This window comes from Pseudomonas sp. B2021 (genome assembly GCF_018135665.1).
In the GTDB taxonomy this organism is placed as follows: domain Bacteria; phylum Pseudomonadota; class Gammaproteobacteria; order Pseudomonadales; family Pseudomonadaceae; genus Aquipseudomonas; species Aquipseudomonas lactis.
Genome location: NZ_SMOF01000001.1, coordinates 3,482,847 through 3,506,628, shown reverse-complemented (window position 1 = coordinate 3,506,628; position 23,782 = coordinate 3,482,847). Strand labels below are relative to the sequence as shown.

The window sequence follows — 23,782 nt, the reverse complement described above, 5'->3', positions numbered from 1 at the left end:
CGTTGCCTGCGTGCTGCGCAGGCAACTATTTAACGTGTTGTCAGGTTGCTGGCGAATAGATTTGCAGGTCTCCCGCCAGATCGTTGTCAGCGTTCAGGGTGCCCATCGGCCCCGGTTTAATATCCTTGGAGTTCGTGCCGTAGCCCACCTTCATGCCTGTTCGTTCGTAAACACCGATACCGATCCCTCCGGTCGCCTCAGCCAGGCCGGTGACGCCTTGAGTGGTGTTGATGTGCTGGCGTCCTACCAGGGCGACCACTTTGCCTTTGTGTTTGTGTTGTTCAATGACGCGTGCCGCGTAGTAGTTAAACTCCTTGAGTCTTTTCAGGTTTCGTTGGGTTGTGCTTAGCTTCGTGTAAGCATTCCGGTCATGTCGGTGACGCGTCAGATAAAAGTGATCGAGTGGTACGACTTCTATTCCGGCGTCCTGGAATTTTTTGATCAGCGTTTGCAGATTGTATTGAGGGTGAGCCGGTCTCAGGTTGGGGCCTGTATGGCCCATGCCATCGTCCTTGAGTAATCCACGGTTGTCATAGACGACACCCTCAATGCCGACCACCTTCACATTTTTGCGTTTGAACAGCTCTATGCTCGCGTCAATTTCGCGGAACATGGCCAGATGCTGGTGGCTCTCCCCAAATATCACCACATCCGAATTGTCCAAGGCTTTTTCAATCAGGTCGGGCACTTTCTCGTAGGGTTTCGTTTCCGGAATCGTGGGGCGGTTCGGTGGGTCTAAAGGGTCCAGTTTTTGATGGAAGTCATTCATTTCTGCTTCGAATCGTTGTTCTGTCGGTTTCCTCCGGCTCGGTGTGAAATGGCCTTCGTTGGGACGGCCTTTAATGTGTACGACGTATTCTTCTTTGATGGAGTCCAGATGATCGGTTTTGTTTACGATCACTGGTGTTGTTGGCGTTCTTGCATCGATGTTCGGCGTTTTTTCGATGGATTTTTTGTAGGGGTGAAATCGGCTGTTTTGACGAGCGCTCACTTGCCCACGGGGGGAGAAGTCCGCGCGGGGTGAGGGTGGCATCAGTGTATGCACCGGATCGAAATCCTGAGGTGCACCGAAAGCTTTCTGTTTATGCGCATCGTATGCATACCAACGCCCATCCCGCTTGACCGCCATGCCCTCGACACTGTTCCCGCTGACTTTAAAAGTGCCCGTTGCGGCCGCCTCATAGCGGCTTGCGGCGCTGATCAGCGCTTCGCGGTTTGCGGTACCCTTGAGGGAGCCCACCAGGCCGGCTATCGCTTCTGTGCCTTCGTAAATGGTTTTGCCCGCGCCTTTTAGCAGATCGCCCACGCCGTTTAACGGGTTCAGCTCCTTGAGCAGAGACGGCACCATGATTTTCGTGACCTTGAGCGCCTTGCTGACCGCAGATCCAGCAGTACCCAGCACTTTGCCAATCTTGGCCGCCATGCCTACGCCAGCAGTGACAAAACCGAAAACGTCAAAGGCGACGTCCGTGATGCCTTCCCCATAGTTGCCCTCCATGAAGTTGACGATTGCAGAACGGAAGGGAATAAGGTTGAGGAAAAACTCTGTGACGTGGGTCAGTATTTCTTGGTTGCTTTCAAAGGTCGTGGTTCCCGCGGCGGCTTTCTTGATGGCTGGGTTATCCAGTTCCAATGCCTTGATCACCGAGTCGGCAATATGATGACTGCGGGGGTTGATGAGCATATAAGGCTGCTCAGCGGTGGAGGGCTGTTCGCGATCAAGTTCACTTTCCTTGAAATCACTGAGGTCGATTCGCGAAACCGGCACGGGTTTGTTCGGGAGAAAATCGAGCAGTGTTTGCCAGCCGTCAACGCGTTTGGCATTGGCTCTGTCTGGATAGAATGGCTCCTCCCTGATCAACTCATTGGCAAACGCTTCGGGGGCTTTCGGTGTTTTTCTCTTGCCCAGACTTCGGACAACGCCGTTTACGGTGTCGAACTCATAGGTGGTTGTTTGCCCGTTGTGTTGCGCGGTCACCAGTATGGTCGGGCTGGTATGAAACAAGGTTTCCCCTTTGAAGGGCATCCAGCTGACCCTGTAGCTTTTTTCTTGAAAGTAATTGAGTTTGCCTTGGGTGAGGTTTTTTCTATCTTCGGGCGGCAGATTGCTGAGTGCGTTGAGGATGGACGTTTTCTAGACGGTCTTATGGTTGTCCAAGGCGGTTGAAAAGGCATCCTCAAACGCGCGCTGAATATTGAATGACGCACCTTTGGTGAAGGCAATTATCGCATTGAGATCCACACCGGTATTTTCTTTGGTGAGTTCCCAGCGACCGTCCATGACCCGTTCTTCCATGACGATTTCCAGCAGTGATCGCGGATTGGAGGGTGTATCGCCATTGTATTTGGAAAAAATCTTGAGCTCGAAGTCCATGCCGGGGCCGAATGTCTTCAGCAGCAGGTCCAGCGCCATCTGTTTACGGCTTGGGAAACTCCCGCCGATTAGCGACGAGGCTTCCATCAGTTTATCGAGTTGAGCTTTGAACAACGTCTGGGCTTTATCCAGGTCGGCTGGCTGGTACAGCGCATCGTCCTTGGCCGGGAGAATGTCATTGGCCACTGCCCAGTCCAACATCGTTGCGGCTTGCGCAGAGGCGGGGGCGGCGCCTGCTGTGTCGGCGGTGATCATCACTTCGGCAAACGACATAGTGGCAACCCGGCCTGGGGTTTTGGCTTCAATGGCTGCCGCCGCCATGCACAGGTTTGCCCACGCGGTGCTGCCGTACACCACGGAGTCAGGGATGTTCTTGACCAGCAAATGCGGGGCTGCGCGGCTGAGTAACAGGTGTGCAGCCGCCCCTGCCAATTCCGGTGATTCGCGCCCTGTATCAATCAGGTGTTGGCGCAGGCTGTAGACGATAGTCGACAGCCGTTGGCCCCAATGTTTTTTGTCTGCCAGGTCGAAACCCGCCACATGGTTTCGTTGGGGCGCTGTCAAGGATTCGGGGTCTAGCAGCAATTGAATTGCCGCCAGTGCGTAGTCGTTTGCGCTGGAGTCCGTGGCAATGCCATTCATTTTGGTTTGCATGGCCTGGCCCAGCGCCTGGCCATCCTTGGAGCTGATCAGGGTTTCGAGCACCTTGACCGGGTCCTCCAGTGTCTGCTCGGAGAGATGCAGGTTTCTGCCCAGATGTTCCAGTATGCCGCGCTTGGGGATCTCCTGTGGTAACTCAGGATCGCTGTGCACATGCTCGACGGCGGCCATGCGCAGCGTCTGTTGTTGGCCGGCGTCCAGCGGGATCGGCCAGGACAAGCCTCCACTGAAATTGCCCAAGGGGTGTTGCTGTGCTCGCGCTTTTGCGGTTTGCGCCAATGCCAGCAGTTCATCCCTGGTCTTGGGCAATGGCAAGCCATGTTCAGTGATGAAGGCTTCAAGGCTTACGGACAGGCCAGGTACCCTTATATAGGCTTGGTAATGGGCGGAGTCTGGCGCGATATTCATCGGTGTTTTTTTCAGAATGGCCGACACGTCGCGCTCTGTGGGGGTGTCTGACAAGGCCTGGGCGGACTCGTTGAGTTTTTGCGCCAGGTAGCGCCAGTTTTTTTGATTCCCCAGGTTTTGATCCAGCGCCTGGCGTGCGTCAATGCTGCGTGATGGGCTGTCCAGCCATTGCTCACGAGCCTCCAGAGCGCTGCTGCCGTCGAAATGCGGCCCCAGGTCAGCGGCGTGATGCACGTCCGCCTCAGTCAATAGGTGTCGCCAGGGGTCGACCAGTTCCGGTTCGACGCTTTGCCGGTCATACAGCGCTTGCAGTGCGCTGACCACCTGTTGGCGCTGACGCGCCAGCAACTGCGGCACGCCTGCGGCGATAACGTCGGCCTCTACCGGGGAGAGGTTCTGGCTCAATTGATTTTTCCAGTCACCCTTCAGGCCTTGTTGAACCTCTATTGGCAGGCTCAGTAACAATTGCTCTGCGGCATCGGGATCGTCGTTGATACGTTGACGCAGCGCCGCAAGTGCCTTGGTCGGGCTTTCGAATGTTTCATAGCCATCGCGGGGGGTGTAGAGCACTGTCAGCCCGTGCTGTTGGCCAGGTGACAAGGTGCGGTCGGTTTGCGCGCTATTGAATGGGCGTGCCGCTGACGCCCCGTCGCTGCTGGTGATCAGGAAGGCGCCCGCCAGCAGGCTGCCGGCGGGGCTTGGTACCTCGAGCTTGAGCGGGTACACACCAGGCCGTTCTCCATCTCTCATCGCGCTTTCCCGAGCCTCCAGGGTCGGATACTCGAGCGCCTTGTCGATCAACGATTTGGCGGCAGGCGTCAAAGCGCCGTCCTCCACTCCCAAGGCTGCCAGGGTGGAAAGCATCTCGCGGTGGATACCCAACAACTCGTTTTGGGGTGACTCAGGGTTGGGGTCGCCCGTGCGTGGCTCGGTCCAGAATCGGGCGAGGCTCAGGGGCAGTTCTTTTTCGATGGCTTGTGCAATTGAAAGCAGGGTGTCGCGAGTCTGCAATTGCTGGGTGCTTTCGCTTGGCGAGTCGCTGCGGTAAAAGCCGACTTCCATGCCGACGATACTGGTCGAGGGCTCAGCGTCCGGAGATGTCTTGAGTTGGCGCAACGCATTGAATAGCGCCTCGGTGATGCCTTCTACCGAGACCAACTTGCGCTGGCCCTGCTCATCGGTGTGATAGCGGTGTACATACAGCGACGAGACGTCCACGGGCGGCGCAATGCCTAAACTGCGGGCGAGTTGCTGCTCGATAACGCTGCTGAGCGTCGGCTGGCGTAGCAGCAGTGCCTGGATGTCCTGATTGAGTTGCTGGTATTGATTGAGCAACAGGCGTTGATCAGTTATTTGCAGGCCCTTGATCAGGTCAGAGCGATTCGCGCTGACTGGTGCAATGGCCTCCACCTCAGGAAGGGAAGGGCCGTGGACCTCAGATGCATGAGCGGTTTCTTCGGTGGAGACGTCACGACGCGGGCGAGGGTGAGTGATACCTATAATCAAGTGGGCTAGTCCAATGGCTTTGGCCCACGCGTCCTGATGATAGTTCGAGGGATGATTCTTCCTTAGTTGGGCCTCGAATAATTGGTTTGAAGGTGTCGGAAGGTTCCGAATCCAGCCCGAGCGATGCTGTAAATGAATATGTACGACCGATGTCGCAGGACAAGCCAAAAATTTTCATCGCCTGTAACATACGATGCTGCCGACCTCGCGCCATCCCCGTACGCGGGTATGTGCCTGGCCTGTACGGCGATACACCGTGGTTACATTCTTAAGGTTCAGGAACTTGTCATGACCCAAAAGCAACGCTTGAAATATTCGCTTCTGATTGCCCTGGCGGTACTGGGCGCGATGTTTGGCCTGTCTTATCTGCAAAACATAGGCGTGATCAGCGAAAAAACCTTCCAGTACCTGGCGATCGCGATTGCCGTGGTCGTCGTGGTGATCAACGGCATCATGCGCCGCAAGGTCAAGCCTAACTTCTGACGGGCATCAGTCAGGCACGGCTTTCAAGGACCTTGGCAGCCTCTTCATGGAGGCTGTAGCTCTTGTCAGCGTTCAGGGTGATCACGCCCTCGCTGCACAGACGCTTGAGCACCTCGCGCACGCTGAGAAACGACAACGGAATGCCCAGCTCCAGCAAGTGGCTGTGCACGCCGCGGACCCCTAGGGTGCGCTGGTTGTCGGCGGCGGTGAGGAGGGCGTCGATGACCTTCAGCCGGATGAGGCTGGTGCGCAAACCGAAACACTTGAGCAAATGGCGGATGCGCTGGTTGCCCTGCTGTTCGGGCGCGTTGCCGAACGCCTGTGTGCCTTTGCCAAAGTGAGTATCTGTGGCCTTTGAATGTCCATCCGTGGGCACTTGAGGGTTATACATGCAAAAACTCCTTTTCAGAGCCTGATCAGGAAAAAGATGGTGCTCTTGAGTAATAAGACGAACGAGTGACGCAAATCATGAAACGGCGGATGTAGAAAATTTGTCGGTATCGGGTTTGTCACTTTTCAAGCGCTGACGATATACAGCCGTGTGCGGCTAAATTATTCCGGTCGATGTGCGTTCTTACGGTGGGGTAACCATCCCTTGTGAGGGTGTTCAATTTGACTGTGGAGTCGGCGTGATTATTTCCAACGGGTTGTCCAGAGTGGGCGTGGCAGGGCTGTTGCTGGGGCTGAGCCTGGCCGCATCGGCACGGGAACAAATGACGCAGGCGTCGGCGGATATCCGCCGTACCAGTTATGGCGTGCCGCATATTCGCGCCGTTGATGAGCGTGGCCTGGGGGTGGGTATGGGCTACGCCTATGCCCAGGACAACCTGTGCCTGTTGGCCAATGAGGTGATCACGGTCAATGGTCAGCGCGCCAGGTTTTTCGGGCCGGACCAAGCGACCCTGGAGGAGCGCAACAACCTCGCCAGCGATGTGTTCTTCAACTGGCTGAATACACCCGAGGCCGTGGCGGCCTTCTGGAAAGCCCAGACGCCAGCGATGCAGCAGCGCATCGAAGGGTACGTGGCTGGCTACAATCGTTATCTAAAGGAGCAGGGCGCCCCCGCGCAGTGCCAGGCCGCGTGGGTACGGCCCTTGGTGAAGGAAGACCTGGTCAAGTTGACCCGTAGGCTATTGGTGGAAGGGGGCGTCGGCCAATTCGCCGAAGCCTTGGCCGGGGCAGCACCACCCCAAGCCACCGCCGGCATGCAATCCAGCGCCAAAGCCTTTGCACTGGCCGCAGCCAACCAGCAACGCTTTACCCTGGACCGAGGCAGCAATGCCGTTGCCGTGGGCCGTGACCGCTCCTTCAATGGCCGTGGCATGCTGCTGGCCAACCCGCATTTCCCTTGGGTGGGCGGCATGCGTTTTTACCAGATGCACCTGACCATCCCTGGCCAGTTGGATGTAATGGGCGCCGCACTGCCAGGGTTGCCCGTGGTGAACATCGGCTTCAACCAGCATGTGGCGTGGACCCATACCGTGGACACGTCCAAACATTTCACCCTGTACCGCCTGACCCTCGACCCCAAGGACGCCACCCGTTACCTGCTGGACGGCAAGTCCATCCCCCTGGATAAAACGGCGGTAACGGTACAGGTCAAGCAAGCCGACGGCAGCCTCAAGGCCGTGACCCACACCGTCTACAGTTCACAGTTCGGCCCCGTGGTGCAATGGCCCGGCAAGCTCGACTGGGACCGCCGCTACGCCTTCAGCCTGCGCGACGCCAACCTGGGCAACGACCGGGTGCTGCAACAGTGGTACGCCATGAACCGCGCCGGCAGCCTCAAGGAATTGCAAACCTCGGTGCACACCCTGCAAGGCATCCCCTGGGTCAACACCCTGGCCGCCGATGACCAGGGCCAGAGCCTGTACATGAACCTGTCGGTGGTGCCCAACGTCAGTGCCGCCAAGCTGGCAACCTGCAGCGACCCACGGGCCGGGTTGCAAATGATCGTGCTCGACGGCGCCCATAGCGCCTGCGCCTGGGACATCGACCCGCGCGCGGCCCAGCCCGGTATCTTTCCGGCCGACCAGTTGCCCCAACTGCAACGCACCGACTACGTGCAGCACTCCAACGACTCGGCATGGATGGCCAACCCCAAGGCGCCCCTGAGCGGCTTCTCTCCGGTGATCAGCCAGGACAACATCGGCCTCGGCCCGCGTGCGCGCTTCGCGCTCCAGCGCCTGCAAACCCTTGAGAAACAGCCGATCAGCGTCACCGACCTGCAACACATGGTCATGGACAACGAGGTGTACCTGGCGGGCCAAGTCATGCCCGATCTGCTGACGTTCTGCGCCAAACACCTCGGGGCCGACGCCGCTGCACTGCAACCACTTTGCACCAGCCTGAAAAACTGGGACCAGCGCGCCAACCTCGACAGCGGCGTGGGCCTGGTACACTTCATCAACCTGATGCAACACCTGCAGCAAATCCCCGACGCCTGGCGCGTGGCCTTCGACCCGGCCCACCCCCTGACCACCCCAAGTGGCCTCGCCATCGACCGTGCCCCGGTCGCCAAAGCCCTGCGCGAAGCCATGCTGGCCTCCAGCGCAGAGGTCGGCAAACTGGGCCAGACCCGCTGGGGCGACATCCAAGTTTCCGGCCAAACCCCCATCCACGGCGGCCCGCAAGAGCTCGGCATCTACAACGCCATGCAAACCGTGCCCCGCGCCGACGGCAAACGCGAAGTCGTCAGCGGCACCAGCTACCTGCAAATCGTCACCTTCGACGACAAAGGCCCCAACGCAGTCGGCGTACTCGCTTTCTCCGAGTCCAGCAACCCGGCGTCCGCCTACTCAAAGGACCAGACCCAAGCCTTCTCCGAGAAAAAACTGCGCCCATTGCCCTTCACCGAGGCCCAGATCAAGGCCGACCCGCACTACCAAATCCACACGGTGAAGGAGTAGGGCAGACGCGCAACCCATTGATGCCAAGGCAGAATATTTTTTGAAATCAAGGGGTTGCAGGCCTAGGCAAATGAGTACATAATGGCGCCCATCGAACGCAACGAAGCATTAAAAACTTCAATGTATTCAATGAGTTAGAGTAGAGGCACGCTTCACATAGCCCACTCATGTTTGTATGCGGTGAATGTCAGCAACAAGGGCATTGATCGTTTGAGGCCGAGTAGCAAAATGGTTATGCAGCGGATTGCAAATCCGCCTACGCCGGTTCGATTCCGACCTCGGCCTCCACTCTTAGAAACCCCGTAGGTTAACGTCTACGGGGTTTTTTATTGCCTGGGATTTAGCAATACCGCCACCGACCTCATTGCGTGAAACTGATCGAAGCAAATGATGTCCGATTGCTATCGGCCAAGGACGAGGTCCGCCAAGCGCGCATTGGGTCTACGCTCATTAAAGCCTCAAACGACCTCCTCACGCCGTTTTAGCCGCGCGCTTATCCTGCCAGCGCAGAATAACGCCCGCACTCATCAAAGCTGACAGAGTGAACCATGAAACAAAAAATTCTTCTTGTAGCCGTGTGTGCTGCACTCATCCAAGGCTGTGCCGCCCCTTCCAAAAGCCATGAAGAATCACCTTCGATGCCAACTACCTCAGCCGCTGTAGCCCAGCCAACCTTATCTGCTTACGACTGGAACCTGGTCTCGGCAACGGATGCGTCGGGCAAGCCTCTCATGGCGATGAACAAAGGCATCGAGCGCAAGTTGCGTGTCGCCTTCGGTGACAAGAACCTGAGCATCAGCGGCGGCTGCAATCGTCAGTTCGGCGGCTATCACTATCAGGACGGGGTTCTGAAGGTTCAGCCACTGGCCTCTACGCTGATGGCCTGTGACAAGAGCCTGATGGACCTTGACGCCCAGGTAGGGCGGCTGTTCAAGGGCGATCTGCGCGCTGTGATCACCGGCGATAACAGGGCGCCGATGCTGCAACTGACGACAGCAGACGGCTCGGTGCTCAAGTTGCAAGGCGAGGCCACCCCGCAGACCCGCTATGGCAGCGAGGGTGAGGTCAAGTTTCTGGAAGTGGCGGCCAAGACGGTCAAGTGCAGCCATCCTTTGATTCCAGATTATCAGTGCCTGCAAGTGCGTGAGCGTCGCTATGACGACGCGGGCCTGCAACTGGCGACCCAAGACACCTGGCATCCGCTGTACCAGCCTATCGAAGGCTTTGTGCATCATGACGGCTTGCGCACTGTGTTGCGGGTCAAGCAGTACGAATGGAAGAATCCGCCAGCGGATGCCCCTTCGACTGTCTACGTGCTGGATATGGTGGTCGAGCAGGACGCTTCTGGCAGCAAGTAAGCTCGCGCAAACCCCGTAGATTAGCGTCTACGGGGTTTTTTATTGGCTGTGATTTACCCGTTTTTCGACGAGTGACACGTCTAGATCAAGGGTTATAGCCCGATCGGGGTTGTCACCTGAGGATTTGCCGACTACCCTGAAAATGTTTGAATTATTACAAACAATTTCGGTGTGGCTGTTTTTTCGGTCATACGGCTTCAGGACGAGGAACGAAAAATGTTTTCACATGAAGGTACTGCGCTAGAGCTGTTGGTCTTGGTTTTTGGCGTCACTGGGTTGTTGTTGATCGCCTGGTTTATTCACCATCAATACGAGCTCAGGTCGCGCAAGAATGTAAAAAAACAACATGCCTCTGGCCAGCAGCGTGAAGCTCAAAGCCGCTAACCGTCCCTTCACCTGTGCCAGCCTTTACGGCTGGCCTCAGAATCCGGCTTTCAAAGGTCTGCAAGGTTTTCCCGAGCCCACTGCTCGGCAGTGGTGACCGGAATCGACTGTTGCTCGTTGAAGGTGGCCGCCTTAGGCCAGGCCACACCTTTGCCTTGTGCGAATACGGCACGGTACTTCTTGATGTGGTGTGTGGGGTCTTGCTCCAGTGCCTGCATGAGGTAGTCAACCGTCCACACGTTGCGCTTGAACGAACGATCCAGAACACGCTCCAGCATGCTCGCAACCTGCCCATACGTCACGGTGTCGCCGGCCAGGTAGACAATCTGATTGCGCAGGCGCGGTTCGAAGAACACGATTTGCGCTGTCAGCGTGCCGATGTCGTCTGGCGTGGTGAGCGTCACGCTATTCTCCAGACTGCCCAGGGCGTTGACTGTGTTGTTGTCGAAGTCGACGACCTCGAACACCGGCTCGAACAGGAAGCTGGTGAACATGCCTGTCGAGATGATGACCCATTCAGTGTTGTCCTGGGCGCGCAGCAACTCGCGCACATCGAGCTGAGCATCGAACAGATCCTGGGGGCTGCCCCGGCCAATCACTTCGAAATCCACGCCGAACTGCCACGGGAAGTAGCGCTTCACGCCGGACTTGAGCGCGGCGGTCGCCAGCTTCATCGGGGTTTCGCGGCCCGCGACCATGCCCGCGCAGCCGATCACGGTATCGAAGCGTGCGAAGACCTTGGCAAGTTGATCGATTGAGTCGTTCACCAGGTCTGCGGCGACCATCTGAATGCCCAGGCCGCGCAGCTCATCGATCTCTACCTTTTTTTCGGGCACTTGCGTGTTGATGGTCGACTCCCTTAGCAACACGCTGAGGGTGGAGCCGGGCGCGCGTTTGGCCTCACGCGCCAGATTGCGCAAAACCGGCAGGCCGAGCTCGCCGGCGCCTAGAACAAGGATCGATTGAGAGGGAAGTGGGGTCATTTCAGGCATGATTTCTCCGCAGACCTGTTGGCGATAAGATGAGTTCATGCTGGCACGATTCGGCAGCGCTCATAAGAAGGCACACGGGTGATACCAGGGGTAGAAATGACCGATCATGAAACGCTCAGCCAGGCAGAAGTTATCTGCCAGTCGCTCAGGGAAGAAGACGATGGCGTCAGGCGTGAAGTCCTGGCTCACGCCGGTAGCCGCTGGTCACTGGGCATTTTGCATGCCTTGGGTGTGTACGGTGCGATGCGTCATGCCGAGATAAAACGGCAGATGACAGGTGTGACTCAGCGCATGTTGACCAAAACTCTACGCGCCATGGAGCGCGATGGTTTGTTGGTTCGGCGCGAGTTCGGTGAGATTCCGCCCCGCGTCGAGTACGAGCTGACGCCCCTGGGCCGAGAGCTTTTGATTCGCATGTCGCCTATCTGGACCTGGGTGGTGGAAAACGTGGAGGACTTTCGCAAGGCTCGGCGTATTTTCGACAGTCAGGAGGGCAAAAAACCGGCGTGGCAGGTTCCCACACCGATTCCCGATGCGCCTCGGTAAGCGCAACTTCTCGATGAAGGCTGTGCAAGTGTATGCCTCGATCCACCCCTAGCTGTACGGGGCGCAGCGCGCCATAACCCACTACTGTCGCAGGCACATCACCACCGCTTGGATGCCGCGCCATGATCATGTCTACCAGCCTGTTATCAGCCTTCGTGCTGTTCGCTTTTGTTTCTTCGATCACCCCAGGGCCCAACAACACCATGTTGCTGGCCTCAGGCGTGAATTTCGGCTTTCGCCGTTCGATGCCCCATGCGCTGGGGATCAGCATTGGCTTTATGCTGTTGGTGATTTGTGTGGGGCTGGGCTTGGGCGAGGTGTTCAAGGTGTTCCCGTGGGCCTACACGCTGTTGCGGTATGTCGGCGCCGCGTATTTGTTATACCTGGCGTGGAAGATTGCCAATGCGGGCGGCATGTCTGATAACCCGGATGAACATGGCAAGCCGATGACCTTCCTCGGTGCGGCGGCCTTCCAGTGGGTCAACCCCAAAGCGTGGATTATGGCGCTGGGGGCGATCACTACCTACACGCCGGCCGAGGGTTATGTGACTAATGTACTGGTGATCGCCCTGGTATTTGCAGTGGTCAACCTGCCGAGTGTGTGCGTGTGGGTGGGGTGTGGCAGCGGCTTGCGCAACTTGCTGCGTGAGCCGCGCTGGTTGCGGATGTTCAACTGGTCCATGGCCGGGCTGTTGGTGCTGTCGCTGTATCCGATGCTGTTTGTGGGCTGAGGTGGCATAGGTAACCACGATGCGAAGCGAGTCGCTCTTGATCTTGCTCTGCTTGTGATCTTGATCTCAGGCGCCCCGTTAAACCCCGCTGGCCGGAATTCGACAGGGATTTGGGGGGTAAACCGGCAGGGATGCCGGTTTAGCCGCCCCGCGCCATGGATGGCGCGTGGCGGCGGCCCCCCAAATCACTGGCGGATTACGGGCACACCGAGCCCAAGCGAGGTGCCGAGGGGTGGGGCAAGAGCCCTTTGGTTACTTTGGGCTGGGCCGGCATTCCGGCTTTTCCAAAGTGACCCGCTGTCAGAGCGGAACCCCAAGTAGCCGTTACCGCTGGAATGGATATGTACTCGGTATAACAGTGTCGCCTGCCAGGCCGCCTTCGCGAGCAAGCCAGCTCCCACAGTTGGATCGTGGGGCGTCAGGTAGATAAGCGTCGGGTATGAGGCCGTCATGGGAGCAAGCTCCCTCGCCACAGGGGAAGTAGCGCGGGCTTAGACCGGTGAGATGGTCGCCAACATACCGATACCAATGGTCAACACCAAAAAGCCAAACAGGAAAATCGCCATCTTGGTCATAAGGCCTCCGAGGGGAAGGGGACGACAGGAGTGTCGGGATGGGGCTATTGTCCGCCTCAAGCGGTTTTCAATACAGGCGCAGATCGAAAAGAAAAAACCGTATCAGATCACCGCGCAGCGCCTGGGCCGTGGCTTTTGAAGCGAACAGTTTTTATCAAGATCAGTGCAATGGCCGCTGCCCGCCTTGAGCGTCACCTGAGACAGGCACTGCATTTGCCCCTAAGATAGCCCCCACTGCACAACAATAAGCGTGGGCCGACCCTCGATGGAAAGACGCCAGTTCAGCGGTGGCATGCAAGGCAAGAACCTGCGCTACCTCAGTGATAACCCCCAGCAATCAACCTCGGTCACCCGTGTCGGTTTTTTGCTGCTCGAACACTTCTCCTTGCCGGCCTTCACCCAGACCCTCGACACGCTGGTGACCGCCAACCTGTTGCGCCCTGATCTGTTCGCTACGCGCACTTTCGGGTGGGGCGAGGGCGAAGTCATCAGCGACTTGGGCCTGATCATTCGCCCGGATGCGAACCTGATGCTGGCGAGCTTGCAGGACTTGGACCTGTTGGTGATCTGCGGTGGTTTTCGCACCGAACTCAAGGCCAGCGAGCCATTTGTCCAATGGCTGCGCAGTGCGGGTGAAGCGGGCGTGCGCCTCGCCGGTTTGTGGAACGGCTCGTGGTTCCTCGGGCGTGCGGGGCTGCTGCAGGGTTATCGCTGTGCCATCCATCCCGAGCATCGGCCGGCACTGGCCGAAGTGTCCAAGGCGGCGCAGGTCACCAGCGAACCCTACGTCATCGACCGCGACCGCCTCACTGCGTCCAGCCCCTCGGGGGCTTTCCATATGGCCTTGGACTGGATCAAGAGCCTGCATGGCAAAGCCTTGGTTGAAGGCATCGAAGATATCCTGGCGTTCGAAGAGTCGCGCTACCGCCGCATCAAACCCACCGAAAACATGTGTGTCAGCGCGCCGTTGCGCGAGGTGGTGAAGTTGATGGACGCCAACCTCGAAGAGCCTCTGGAACTCGATCAACTCGCCGTCTACGCCGGCCGTTCCCGCCGCCAGTTGGAACGCCTGTTCAAAGAACAGCTGGGCACCACGCCGCAACGCTACTACATGGAACTGCGCGTCACTGAAGCGCGACGCCTGTTGCAGCACACCGAGTTATCCCAGGTGGATGTGCTGGTGGCGTGCGGGTTTGTCTCGCCGAGCCATTTCAGCAAATGCTACAGCGCTTATTTCGGCTATCGCCCCTCCAAGGAGAAGCGGTTGGTCAAGTAGCCCACATTTGGTTTTCGGTGTTTTCAGAAACGATCCAGCCGATAAGGCTGTAATTCTGGCACACGCTCACCCGCCGCAAGCTGCCCAACCCTCTCGGCCGTCACCGCTGCTTGTGTCAGCCCCAGATGCTGGTGACCGAACGCAAGCAGTACCTTGCCCTCGCACACCCGGTCAATGATTGGCAGCGAGTCGGGCAGGGAAGGGCGAAACCCCATCCAGGGTGTGGCTTCGCTGTGGCTCAAGTCGTGTCGGAACAGCCCTTTGCTCAACCGGTGCAGCTGCCAGGCGCGTTGCATATTGGCCGGGCGGTCGAGGCCGGCGAATTCGACCGTGCCGGCCAGGCGCAGGCCACCGGTCATGGGCGTCATGATGAATTTGCGCTCCAGCGAAGTGACCGCGAAGGGCAGTCGCTGTTGTTCGTGGGGCAGCATCAGGTGGTAACCGCGTTCGGTGTCCAGTGGCACCTGTTTGCCGGTGAGTGCGGCGGTGAGTTTGGCCGAATGGGCGCCGCAGGCGATCAGCACTTGCTGCGCTGTCATTACGCCTTGGTCGGTCATCAGGGAAACGCCGCTGCCCTCCAGGCGCGCATCCAGAACCCGCTGCTGAAGAAATTGCACCCCCTCGGCCTTGGCTGCGTTCACCAGTTCGCCAACCACCGTGTACGGGTCCAGAAAGTGTCCGGTAGCCGGGAAGAACAAACCGCCTTGTATGGCGTCGCTCAGTTGCGGCGCAGCCTTGCGCACCGCATCGCCGCTCCAGGACTCCACGGCGACGCCTTGCTGCCTCATGCGTTGCTGCACTGCATCCAGTGCAGCGCGGGATTCGGCGCGCTCAAACACCAATAGCGAACCGTCTTCACGCAGCAATTGAGCTTGTCCAATCGATTGCAGCAAGCGTTGCCACGCGCCCAGGCTGCCTTCATTCAGCGCGCGAAGGCCGGCCACGGTGCGCTGATAACGCGCTGGCCGCAGGTTCAACAGCAGGCGGATAAACCAGGGCAGGGCGCGGGGCAGGTAGGCCCAGTCCAGGCGCAGTGGGCCCATGGGGTCCAGGAGCATGGCGGGCAAGCGCTTGAGGATTGACAGGTCGGCGATGGGGAAGACTTGCTCCGTCGCCAGGTGGCCCGCGTTGCCGTAGGAGGCGCCCATGCCGGGTGCCTGGGCGTCGACCACCACGACTTGGCGACCCTGGCGTGCCAACTGCAAGGCGCAGGCGACGCCGATAATGCCGGCGCCGACCACTACGATGTCTGCTTGATTGGGATCGGCCATGGTTATGCTTCTCGTTGGCCGTCGAGCAGGCGCCGCAACCGCAGCGGGTTGTCGTGCTGTAGGGCGGCGGGCAGCAAGGCGTCCGGGAAATCCTGATAACACACCGGGCGCAGGAACCGCAGAATAGCCGCCGTGCCCACCGAGGTGCTGCGTGCGTCCGAAGTCGCCGGAAAGGGACCGCCATGCACCATGGCGTCGCACACTTCTACACCAGTCGGCCAGCCGTTCACCAGCAGACGCCCAGCCTTGCGCTCCAGCACCGGCAGCAGTGCCCGTGCGTGTGGCAGGTCTGAGTCATCCATCTGCAGGGTGGCGGTGAGTTGGCCTTCCAGGTGTTCGGACACCTGGCGCATGTGCTCGACATCGCGGCATGCCACCACCAGCGAGGCGGCGCCGAATACTTCGGATTGCAGCTGTTCGTTGTTCAGGAACGCCTCGGCCTGGGTCACGAACAGATGGGCCTGGCCCAGGTTCGGCCCGGTCGCTGGCATGCCCTTGGCGGCGATGTTGGCGTGCTGGGCCAGGGCCTTCACGCCGGTTTCATAGGCGCTGAAAATACCCGGTGTGAGCATGGTCTGGGACGGGCAACGCGAGAGCCGCTCACTGGCGGACTGGATAAAATGGTCCAGAGCGGCGCCTTGCAGGGCGATCACCAGGCCAGGGTTGGTGCAGAACTGGCCGGCGCCTTGGGTCAGCGACGCCATGAACCCTTCGGCCAAGGCTTCGCACCTAGTTTCAAGTGCAGCAGGAAACAGGTATACCGGGTTGATCGAGCTCATTTCCGCGTACACCGGGATCGGCTCCGGGCGTGCCTGCGCCGCTTGGCAGAGGGCAATGCCGCCACTGCGCGAACCGGTAAAGCCCACAGCCTTGATGCGCGGGTCGCTCACCAGTGCGATACCCACCTCGTTACCCGCACCATAGAGCAGTGAAAACACACCCTCCGGCAAGCCGCAGTGTTTTACCGCTCTGGCGATGGCGCGGCCCACCAGTTCGCTGGTGCCGGGGTGGGCGTTATGGGCCTTGACGATCACCGGGCAACCGGCGGCAAGGGCCGACGCGGTATCGCCGCCCGCCACGGAGAACGCCAGAGGGAAGTTGCTGGCACCGAACACCGCCACCGGGCCCAGAGCGATATGGCGCTGGCGCAGGTCGGCGCGGGGCAGAGGTAGGCGCTGGGGCTGTGCGGTATCGACGCGCACGTCGAGCCATTCGCCCAGGCGCACGGTGCGCGCAAAAGCGCGCAGTTGCCCGCAGGTACGGCCGCGTTCACCTTCAATGCGTGCGCGAGGCAAGCCGGTTTCGGCGCAGGCGCGTTCGACCAGCTCATCACCCAAGGCTTCGATGTGGGTGGCGATCGTTTCAAGCAACGTGGCGCGATCTGCCAAGGGGGTTTCGCGGTAAGCGTCAAACGCGGCCCACGCGAGTGCGCAGGCCTGTTCTACGTGCTGCTCATCCCCGCCAGCGTAGGCGGGTTCCAGTGGGGCGTTGGTGGCGGGATTGATCGCGCGGATCGCATCGCGATGGCCGGATATGGATTGCTGACCGATCAGCAGCTTGCCTGTCAGAGTCATGGTGAAATCCTGGAAAACAAAAGAGGTGTTGTAGGAGCGAGCTTGCTCGCGAAAAACGTGCCTACAACGCGTTCGTTCAGGGTGAGCGCGTTATCGTTAACGTTCTTCGCGAGCAAGCTCGCTCCTACAAAGAATCAAGCGGCGTTCTGTTCTGCCGACCAGTTGGCATACCACTGGCGGAACAGCGCGTATTGCTGCTCGGCATAGCGGCGCTGGGCCGCGCTGAGCGCGTCGGTTTCGTTGAAGTGCAGGGCGTAACCCTGGTCGCCGTTGAGCACCATCAAATGCTTGTAATACAGCACCAGGTCGCAGCCCTCGTCGAACGATGACAACACCGCTAGCGCAGCTTCCAATTCGCGGGCCTGGCGACGCGCCTTGGCATCGCCCTTGGCTGCCTTTTTGCTCAGGGCTACCAGTTGCAGCACTTCGAGTGGTAGTGCATTGCCGATGCCGGTAATGGCGCCGGTGGCGTTGCAGTTGACGAAGCCGTGGACCACTTGGGTATCGACGCCGACCATCAGGGTCACATCATCATCCTGGGAGGTGATGTTTTCGGCGGCGTAGCGCAGGTCGGCGGCGCCGCCGAACTCCTTGAAGCCGATCAGGTTCGGGTGTTCGCGACGCAGTTCGAAGAACAGGTCGGCGCGGGTGGCGAAACCGTAGTAGGGGCTGTTGTAGATCACCGCCGGCAGGTTGGGGGCGGCGTTGAGGATCGCTGCAAAGTGGGCCTTTTGCGCAGTGACCGAAGCACCTCGGGACAGCACGCGGGGAATCACCATCAAACCATGGGCGCCGACTTTGGCGGCATGGGCTGCGTGGGATACGGCTTCACGGCTGTTCACCGCACCGGTGCCGACGATGGTTGGCACACCCGCCGCCACCAGGCGCGCCACGCCTTCCTGGCGCTGGGCCTCGGTGAGTAGCGGCCAGTCGCCCATGGAACCGCAATACACCACGGCACTCATGCCGATGTCGATCAGCTCGCGGCCCTTGGCGACGAGGGCGTCGAAGTCTGGTTGGCGCTCGGCGGTGCAAGGGGTCATCAGGGCGGGCATGCAGCCGGTGAAGATGTTGTCGCTCATGGTGCTAACTCCGGTTTCAGTTGAATTGATCAAGGGCTCAGATGCCCCAGGCAAACGGGTCTTGTTCGTCGATCAGCAGGGTGCCGTCGGCGGTCATGTAGGCGCGGCCGGTGATGAAGGGGCGTACGCGTTCGCCGTCCCACTCATAGCGGCCGAGGAATTGGCTGCCGGTGATGCTGGCTTGTACCCAGGGTTCTCCTGCGGCGAGTTTTGCGTCGGCGGCCAGGCAGGCGAGCTTGGCGCTGGTGCCGGTGCCGCAGGGGGAGCGGTCATAGGCTTTGCCAGGGCACATCACAAAGTTGCGGCTGTCGGCGTGGGCGTCGTCGGCGAACAGTTCGATATGGTCGATCAGCGCACCGTCTGCGCCACGGATGCCTTGGGCTTCGAGGGCCTTGAGCATCGCCCAGGTGTAGTCGGTCAGGGCCTCCACGTTATCCATCTGCAACTCATGGCCGTGGTCCGACACCAGGAAGAACCAGTTGCCGCCCCAAGCGATGTCGCCCAGCACCACGCCGTGCCCAGGCACCTCAACCGGCACCTGTTTGCGATAGCGGTAAGCGGGCACATTGCGCAGGGTCACGCTGCCGTCGTCGTGCAAGGTGGCCGCGACCGGGCCGACCGGCGTATCGAGGCTGTGCACGCCCGGTTGGATCAGCCCCAGGTGGTGCAGCGAGGCAACCAGGCCGATGGTGCCGTGGCCGCACATGCCCAGGTAGCCGGCGTTGTTGAAGAAGATCACCCCGCAGGTCGCCCCCGGCGTGACGGGCGCGCAGTACAGCGCGCCCACCAGTACATCGTTGCCCCGTGGCTCCAGCAGGCAGGCGCGGCGCCATTGATCGTGGTGGGTGCGCAGGTGTTCCAGTTGGCCGGCGATCGTGTCGCCAACCAGCGCGGGGAAACCGCTCATGACCAGGCGCGTAGGTTCACCGCCGGTGTGCGAGTCAATCACGTGCAGCCGTTTCATAAGGCGCTCCATCAGTGGGTGGTCGGGGACAGTGGGGCGCTGTAGTGCGCGTCGCTGACGGCTTCGCTTTCATCCTCTTCCTGCTCCAGGCGCACCAAATGGGCGGGCACGCCGGTGGCGGCGCCCCAGTAGTAGATGCCCAGGGCGCAGGCCGCCACCACCAGGGTGTCAAACGGGTGGCTGATCACACCGATGCCGCCAAAGCTGCCGAGTTTGGAGAGCAGGATGGTCACGGCGTAGAAGCCGATCAGCCAGGCCGAAGAGCGCACTTGTTGCTTGAGGTTCAGGTGCGCGGTCGGCACCCAGCGTGCACACAACAGGTACACCACAAACATCAGGATTTGCAGGCCCAGCAGCCAGGACACCGTGCTCCAGCCCGACCAGTACACGATCAGCGCAGCGATGATGAAGGACAGCGGGCCCAGCACCGCCATGCCCTTGACCCGAAACGGGCGCGCCATGTCGGGTGCATTGCGGCGCAGGGCGGCGACCGTCACCGGGGCCACGGCATAACTGAGGATTAGGGCTGCGGACACCACGTTGATCAGCGCTTCCCAGGACGGGAACGGCAAGGTCCAGAACACCGACAGCCCAAAGGTCAGCCACAGCGCCGGGCGCGGGATGCCGGACTTTTCATCGATGCGCGTGAAGACCTTGAAGAAGGTGCCGGTCTGCGCCCAGCCATACACCACGCGCGGGGTGGCGTTCATGTAGATATTGCCGCAGCCGCTGGGGGAGATCACCGCATCGGCCACCACCAGGTAGGCCAGCCAGCCCACGCCCAGCGCCAGGGCGATATCGCGATAGGGCAGGGCCAGTTCCTTGCTGATGCCGGCCCAGCCATTGGCGAGCATTTCGGTAGGCACGCCGCCGAGGAACGCGGTTTGCAGCAGCACATAAATGGCGGTCGACAGCAGGACCGAGAGGATCAGGGCGATGGGGATGGTGCGCTGTGGATTTTTCACTTCGCTGGCCACCGAAATGATCGGCGTGAGCCCCAGATAGGCAAAGATCACCCCGCCTGCGGACACGGCCATCTCGATGCCCGACAAGCCGAACGGTGCAAAGCCATGCACCTGGAAGTTCGCAGGCTTGAAGAAGGTGAACAGCACGCCGATCACCAGCAACGGCACGATGAACTTGAACACGCTCACCAGGTTATTGGCGATGGCAAAGGTCTTCACGCTGCGGTAATTGAGCACAAAGAACAGGCACAGCAAGGCAAATTGCACCAGCCAGCCCAGGGTGGTCGGGTCGCTGGAGCCGGCCTTGGTCAGCTGGGGAAACCAGGCTGCCGCATACTGGCGCGAGGCGACCACTTCAATCGCCACCAGGCTGGAAAACGCGATCAGCGTGATAAAGCCCATCAGGTAGCCCAGCAGCGGGCCATGGGAGTACACCGGGTAGCGCACCACGCCACCGGCGCGGGGCAGGGCGGCGCCGAGTTCGCAGTAGACAATGCCCAGCAGCAGCACGGCGAAACCACCGAGCAACCAGGAAAAAATTCCCGCCGGGCCTGCGATGGCAGACACGTGGCTGGCGGCGAACAACCAACCCGAACCGAAGATGGCCCCCAACCCGATAAAGGTGAGGTCCATCAGTGACAGCTGTTTCTTGAACTTGCCTTGGCCTGACATAGCGGCGCCTTCTTGTGAGTTATTGGATAGGCATGCAGTGGCGCTATCCTGAACCCACAGGCCTGGCTGAGGATTGATGTTTTATGCGGCGATGGATGACGAATTCAGCACAATTTGCCGCGCTCGACAGCGCTCGCCCCATGGCGCAATCTGCTGGCTGTCGACGATAAAAGGGCAGATAAAGTCATGTTGCAGAGCGCGTTCGCGAGCCTTTTCCAGGGCAGCCGACCCCACAGCATCGAGCAGTTATTGAGTGGGGTAGAGCAGTTGCTGCCGATGCTTGATGTACTGCCCAATGCCGCGATTTTCATCAAGGACATCGACGCCCGCTACGTGCTCGCCAACCGTACCCTGGTGCAACGCTGCGGCCTCAAGCAGCTGCAACCGCTGCTGGGCAAGACCAGCGCCGAAGTGTTTCCCGCCCAATTGGGCCCCGGCTATACCGAACAGGACCGTCGTGTGCTGAGGCAGGGCCTGGTGTTGGAAGACCAACTCGAATTGCACCTCTACGGCACCCGCGAACCCGGCTGGTGCCTGACCCACAAGTGGCCGCTGTACAACCGGCTCGGTGCGATCATCGGCCTGGCCGGGATCTCGGTAGACCTGCAATCAGCCAGCGAAACCCACCCGGCCTATCAGCGCCTGGCGGCGGTGGACGAACACATCCGCAGCCACTTCAACCGCCGCGTCACCCTGGGTGAATTGACCCGCATCGCCGGGATTTCCGTGGCGCAACTGGAACGCTACTGCAAGCGCGTGTTCCACCTCACGCCCCGGCAAATGATCCAGAAAGTCCGGCTGGAACATGCCCGGCGGTTGCTGCATACCGAGTTTCCGATTACCGAGGTGGCGCTGCAATGCGGGTATACCGACCACAGTGCGTTTACCCGGCAGTTCAAGTCTTCTACCGGGTTCACCCCGAGGCAGTACCGGCAAGCCACGCAAGGCGGCAGCGCAGGTGAATGTCTTCTGTAGGAGCGAGCTTGCTCGCGAAAAACCTCAACGATAACGCGGGCGTCCTGAATCAACGCGGCGCCTGTGGGTTTTTCGCGAGCAAGCGCGCTCCTACAGGGTAAGCGTTCTATTGCGATGCAACGAATGGCGCCCACGCCCCTCATATGCTTACACCGACCCTTTTCACCACGACAGGTACCGAGCTTATGACCGCGGCGAATAACGATCATGTGAACTGGCTGGTGCAACATTCCATGCTCCACGCAGCGCGGCAGCGGGCCAAGCTCTATTCGGGGCAAGGGCGCTTGTGGCAGCAGCCCTATGCACAGACCCGGCCGCGTGACGCTTCAGCCTTGTCGTCCGTGTGGTTCACTGCCTACCCCGCGTCGATTATCACCCGCGAAGGCGGCACCGTGCTGGAAGCGTTGGGGGACGAAACCCTGTGGCATACCCTGTCCAAAATCGGTATCCAGGGCATTCACAATGGCCCGTTGAAGAAGTCCGGTGGCTTGTCTGGTACCGAGCACACGCCGACCATCGACGGCAATTTCGACCGCATCAGCTTCGACATCGACCCGCAACTGGGCACCGAGGCGCAGTTACAGGCATTGACGCGCATGGCCGCCGCGCACAATGCGGTGATCATCGACGACGTGATCCCGTCCCATACCGGCAAGGGCGCGGACTTTCGCCTGGCTGAGATGGCCTATGAGGACTATCCGGGGCTCTACCATATGGTGGAAATCCGTGAGGAAGACTGGTCGTTGCTGCCGGATGTCGCCGAAGGCCGCGATGCACAGAACCTCAGCCCGCAAGAGGTGGATGCGCTGCGCGACAAGCACTACATCGTCGGCCAGTTGCAGCGGGTGATCTTCTTCGAGCCGGGGGTAAAGGAAACTGACTGGAGCGCCACGCCGCAAGTGGTCGGCGTAGACGGCAAACCACGGCGTTGGGTGTACCTGCATTACTTCAAGGAAGGCCAGCCGTCGCTCAATTGGCTGGATCCCTCGTTCGCGGCTCAGCAGATGATCATCGGCGACGCGCTGCACGCCATTGATGTGATGGGCGCGAAGATCCTGCGCCTGGACGCCAACGGGTTTCTCGGTGTAGAGCGCAAGTTGGACGGTACGGCCTGGTCGGAAAGCCACCCGCTGTCGATCACCGGCAACCAGTTGCTCGGCGGGGCGATTCGCAAGGCCGGTGGTTTCAGTTTCCAGGAACTCAACCTGACTGTGGACGACATCGCCTCCATGTCCCATGGCGGCGCCGACCTGTCCTATGATTTCATCACCCGGCCTGCCTACCAGCACGCGTTGTTGATGGGCGACACAGAATTTCTGCGCCTGATGCTGCGCCAGATGCACACGCTGGGTATCGACCCAGGATCGCTGATCCACGCGCTACAGAACCACGATGAACTGACCCTGGAACTGGTGCACTTCTGGACGCTGCACGCCCACGACAGCTTCATGTTCCAGGGGCAGACCTTCCCCGGCAACATCCTGCGCGAGCATATCCGCGAGCAGATGTACGAACGCCTGACCGGCGAACATGCGCCCTATAACCTCAAGTTCGTGACCAACGGCGTGTCCTGCACCACCGCCAGTATCATCACCGCAGCTCTGGGTATTCGTGACCTGGAGGCGATCACCCCGGCGGATATCCAGCAGATTCGCCAGATCCACTTGCTGCTGGTGATGTACAACGCCATGCAACCTGGGGTGTTTGCCTTGTCCGGCTGGGACCTGGTGGGCGCACTGCCGTTGGCGGCCGAAGACGTGGCGCACCTGATGGCCGATGGCGACACGCGCTGGATCCACCGTGGCGCCTATGATCTGGTGGACCTGAACCCCGACGCCGAGCTGTCGGCGGGGCAAATGCCGCGCTCCAAAAGCCTGTATGGCAGCCTGAACAGCCAACTGCAGGATCCAGAGTCCTTTGCCTCCCAACTGCAAAAAATCCTCGCCGTGCGCCGCGCCTACGACATCGCCGCCAGCCGGCAGATCCTGGTGCCGGATGTCGAGCATCCCGGCTTGTTGATCATGGTTCACGAACTGCCGGCGGGTAAGGGCACGCAAATCACTGCGTTGAACTTCGG

The 23,782-nt window shown here is 60.0% G+C and carries 18 protein-coding genes and 1 tRNA gene; 10 read left to right on the top strand and 9 right to left on the bottom strand.

The genetic code is table 11. The annotated features are described in order from the left end of the window. Nucleotides 1-40: 40 nt before the first annotated feature. Both E1K68_RS27870 and E1K68_RS27865 read right to left on the bottom strand, forming a co-directional pair. Nucleotides 41-2,026, bottom strand: a complete 1,986-nt coding sequence (locus E1K68_RS27870) for a membrane-targeted effector domain-containing toxin (protein ID WP_244858817.1) — start codon at nt 2,024-2,026, stop codon at nt 41-43. Nucleotides 2,027-2,134: 108 nt separating this feature from the next. Then, the gene (locus tag E1K68_RS27865; RefSeq protein WP_244858816.1) at nt 2,135-4,948 is read right to left on the bottom strand and encodes a hypothetical protein; all 2,814 of its coding nucleotides are present in this window, start codon (nt 4,946-4,948) and stop codon (nt 2,135-2,137) included. 288 nt (nt 4,949-5,236) lie between these two features. On the opposite strand from E1K68_RS27865, the gene E1K68_RS15555 reads away from it, so the two are divergent. Continuing rightward, nucleotides 5,237-5,431: a hypothetical protein gene (locus tag E1K68_RS15555; protein ID WP_003191569.1), complete on the top strand. Its 195-nt coding sequence runs from the start codon at nt 5,237-5,239 to the stop codon at nt 5,429-5,431. A 10-nt stretch (nt 5,432-5,441) separates the two neighbouring features. Here E1K68_RS15555 and E1K68_RS15550 read toward each other — a convergent pair whose 3' ends face one another. Further along, nucleotides 5,442-5,822, bottom strand: coding sequence for a hypothetical protein (locus E1K68_RS15550; protein ID WP_003191568.1), 381 nt, complete (start codon nt 5,820-5,822; stop codon nt 5,442-5,444). Nucleotides 5,823-6,060: 238 nt separating this feature from the next. On the opposite strand from E1K68_RS15550, the gene E1K68_RS15545 reads away from it, so the two are divergent. From E1K68_RS15545 to E1K68_RS15530, 4 genes are all read left to right on the top strand, one after another. Continuing rightward, nucleotides 6,061-8,340 carry an acylase gene (locus E1K68_RS15545; RefSeq protein ID WP_212614355.1) on the top strand — a complete coding sequence of 760 codons (2,280 nt, stop codon included), beginning with the start codon at nt 6,061-6,063 and terminating at the stop codon, nt 8,338-8,340. Between the two features lie 214 nt (nt 8,341-8,554). Next, nucleotides 8,555-8,628: transfer RNA gene (locus tag E1K68_RS15540), tRNA-Cys, on the top strand. A gap of 350 nt (nt 8,629-8,978) precedes the next feature. Next, on the top strand, nt 8,979-9,698 hold the full coding sequence (locus tag E1K68_RS15535) for an META and DUF4377 domain-containing protein (protein WP_244641738.1): 720 nt from the start codon (nt 8,979-8,981) through the stop codon (nt 9,696-9,698). Between the two features lie 216 nt (nt 9,699-9,914). Beyond that, nucleotides 9,915-10,082, top strand: coding sequence for a hypothetical protein (locus E1K68_RS15530; protein ID WP_003191564.1), 168 nt, complete (start codon nt 9,915-9,917; stop codon nt 10,080-10,082). Nucleotides 10,083-10,132: 50 nt separating this feature from the next. Here the strand turns inward: E1K68_RS15530 and E1K68_RS15525 are convergent, their stop codons facing one another. Then, the gene (locus E1K68_RS15525; protein WP_034135740.1) at nt 10,133-11,074 is read right to left on the bottom strand and encodes an aromatic alcohol reductase; all 942 of its coding nucleotides are present in this window, start codon (nt 11,072-11,074) and stop codon (nt 10,133-10,135) included. Nucleotides 11,075-11,170: 96 nt separating this feature from the next. Between E1K68_RS15525 and E1K68_RS15520 the strand changes: the two genes are divergently transcribed. From E1K68_RS15520 to E1K68_RS15510, 3 genes are all read left to right on the top strand, one after another. Further along, nucleotides 11,171-11,620: a helix-turn-helix domain-containing protein gene (locus E1K68_RS15520; RefSeq protein WP_003191562.1), complete on the top strand. Its 450-nt coding sequence runs from the start codon at nt 11,171-11,173 to the stop codon at nt 11,618-11,620. 122 nt (nt 11,621-11,742) lie between these two features. Beyond that, nucleotides 11,743-12,351 (top strand): LysE family translocator, encoded by a 609-nt coding sequence (locus E1K68_RS15515; RefSeq protein ID WP_169855868.1) that lies wholly within the window; start codon nt 11,743-11,745, stop codon nt 12,349-12,351. An 867-nt stretch (nt 12,352-13,218) separates the two neighbouring features. Continuing rightward, nucleotides 13,219-14,202 carry a GlxA family transcriptional regulator gene (locus E1K68_RS15510; RefSeq protein ID WP_212614899.1) on the top strand — a complete coding sequence of 328 codons (984 nt, stop codon included), beginning with the start codon at nt 13,219-13,221 and terminating at the stop codon, nt 14,200-14,202. Between the two features lie 23 nt (nt 14,203-14,225). Here E1K68_RS15510 and E1K68_RS15505 read toward each other — a convergent pair whose 3' ends face one another. The 5 genes from E1K68_RS15505 to E1K68_RS15485 form a co-directional block, all read right to left on the bottom strand. Then, complete coding sequence (locus E1K68_RS15505) at nt 14,226-15,473, bottom strand: FAD-dependent oxidoreductase (protein ID WP_212614353.1); 1,248 nt, start codon at nt 15,471-15,473, stop codon at nt 14,226-14,228. Between the two features lie 2 nt (nt 15,474-15,475). Beyond that, nucleotides 15,476-17,047: an aldehyde dehydrogenase (NADP(+)) gene (locus tag E1K68_RS15500; RefSeq protein WP_212614352.1), complete on the bottom strand. Its 1,572-nt coding sequence runs from the start codon at nt 17,045-17,047 to the stop codon at nt 15,476-15,478. 134 nt (nt 17,048-17,181) lie between these two features. Next, entirely contained in the window at nt 17,182-18,129 is a 948-nt protein-coding gene (locus E1K68_RS15495) for a dihydrodipicolinate synthase family protein (RefSeq protein WP_212614351.1), read from the bottom strand. A gap of 37 nt (nt 18,130-18,166) precedes the next feature. Beyond that, nucleotides 18,167-19,093 carry a 4-hydroxyproline epimerase gene (locus E1K68_RS15490; protein WP_120248097.1) on the bottom strand — a complete coding sequence of 309 codons (927 nt, stop codon included), beginning with the start codon at nt 19,091-19,093 and terminating at the stop codon, nt 18,167-18,169. An 11-nt stretch (nt 19,094-19,104) separates the two neighbouring features. Beyond that, complete coding sequence (locus E1K68_RS15485) at nt 19,105-20,730, bottom strand: APC family permease (protein ID WP_003191553.1); 1,626 nt, start codon at nt 20,728-20,730, stop codon at nt 19,105-19,107. A 186-nt stretch (nt 20,731-20,916) separates the two neighbouring features. Between E1K68_RS15485 and E1K68_RS15480 the strand changes: the two genes are divergently transcribed. Continuing rightward, on the top strand, nt 20,917-21,705 hold the full coding sequence (locus tag E1K68_RS15480; protein WP_212614350.1) for an AraC family transcriptional regulator: 789 nt from the start codon (nt 20,917-20,919) through the stop codon (nt 21,703-21,705). Between the two features lie 185 nt (nt 21,706-21,890). Beyond that, on the top strand, nt 21,891-23,782 hold a 1,892-nt coding region (gene treS / locus E1K68_RS15475; RefSeq protein WP_212614898.1), incomplete at its 3' end, for a maltose alpha-D-glucosyltransferase.

Bases quoted from the DNA above. Each gene is read 5' to 3' on its own strand.
- E1K68_RS15530 (WP_003191564.1), top strand. From the start codon at position 9,915: ATGTTTTCACATGAAGGTACTGCGCTAGAGCTGTTGGTCTTGGTTTTT.
- E1K68_RS15550 (WP_003191568.1), bottom strand. From the start codon at position 5,822: ATGTATAACCCTCAAGTGCCCACGGATGGACATTCAAAGGCCACAGAT.
- E1K68_RS15535 (WP_244641738.1), top strand. From the start codon at position 8,979: ATGCCAACTACCTCAGCCGCTGTAGCCCAGCCAACCTTATCTGCTTAC.
- E1K68_RS15480 (WP_212614350.1), top strand. From the start codon at position 20,917: ATGTTGCAGAGCGCGTTCGCGAGCCTTTTCCAGGGCAGCCGACCCCAC.
- E1K68_RS15510 (WP_212614899.1), top strand. From the start codon at position 13,219: ATGCAAGGCAAGAACCTGCGCTACCTCAGTGATAACCCCCAGCAATCA.
- E1K68_RS15485 (WP_003191553.1), bottom strand. From the start codon at position 20,730: ATGTCAGGCCAAGGCAAGTTCAAGAAACAGCTGTCACTGATGGACCTC.
- E1K68_RS15525 (WP_034135740.1), bottom strand. From the start codon at position 11,074: ATGCCTGAAATGACCCCACTTCCCTCTCAATCGATCCTTGTTCTAGGC.
- E1K68_RS15490 (WP_120248097.1), bottom strand. From the start codon at position 19,093: ATGAAACGGCTGCACGTGATTGACTCGCACACCGGCGGTGAACCTACG.
- E1K68_RS15505 (WP_212614353.1), bottom strand. From the start codon at position 15,473: ATGGCCGATCCCAATCAAGCAGACATCGTAGTGGTCGGCGCCGGCATT.
- E1K68_RS27870 (WP_244858817.1), bottom strand. From the start codon at position 2,026: ATGCCCTTCAAAGGGGAAACCTTGTTTCATACCAGCCCGACCATACTG.
- E1K68_RS15515 (WP_169855868.1), top strand. From the start codon at position 11,743: ATGATCATGTCTACCAGCCTGTTATCAGCCTTCGTGCTGTTCGCTTTT.
- E1K68_RS15495 (WP_212614351.1), bottom strand. From the start codon at position 18,129: ATGAGCGACAACATCTTCACCGGCTGCATGCCCGCCCTGATGACCCCT.
- E1K68_RS15555 (WP_003191569.1), top strand. From the start codon at position 5,237: ATGACCCAAAAGCAACGCTTGAAATATTCGCTTCTGATTGCCCTGGCG.
- E1K68_RS15520 (WP_003191562.1), top strand. From the start codon at position 11,171: ATGACCGATCATGAAACGCTCAGCCAGGCAGAAGTTATCTGCCAGTCG.
- E1K68_RS15500 (WP_212614352.1), bottom strand. From the start codon at position 17,047: ATGACTCTGACAGGCAAGCTGCTGATCGGTCAGCAATCCATATCCGGC.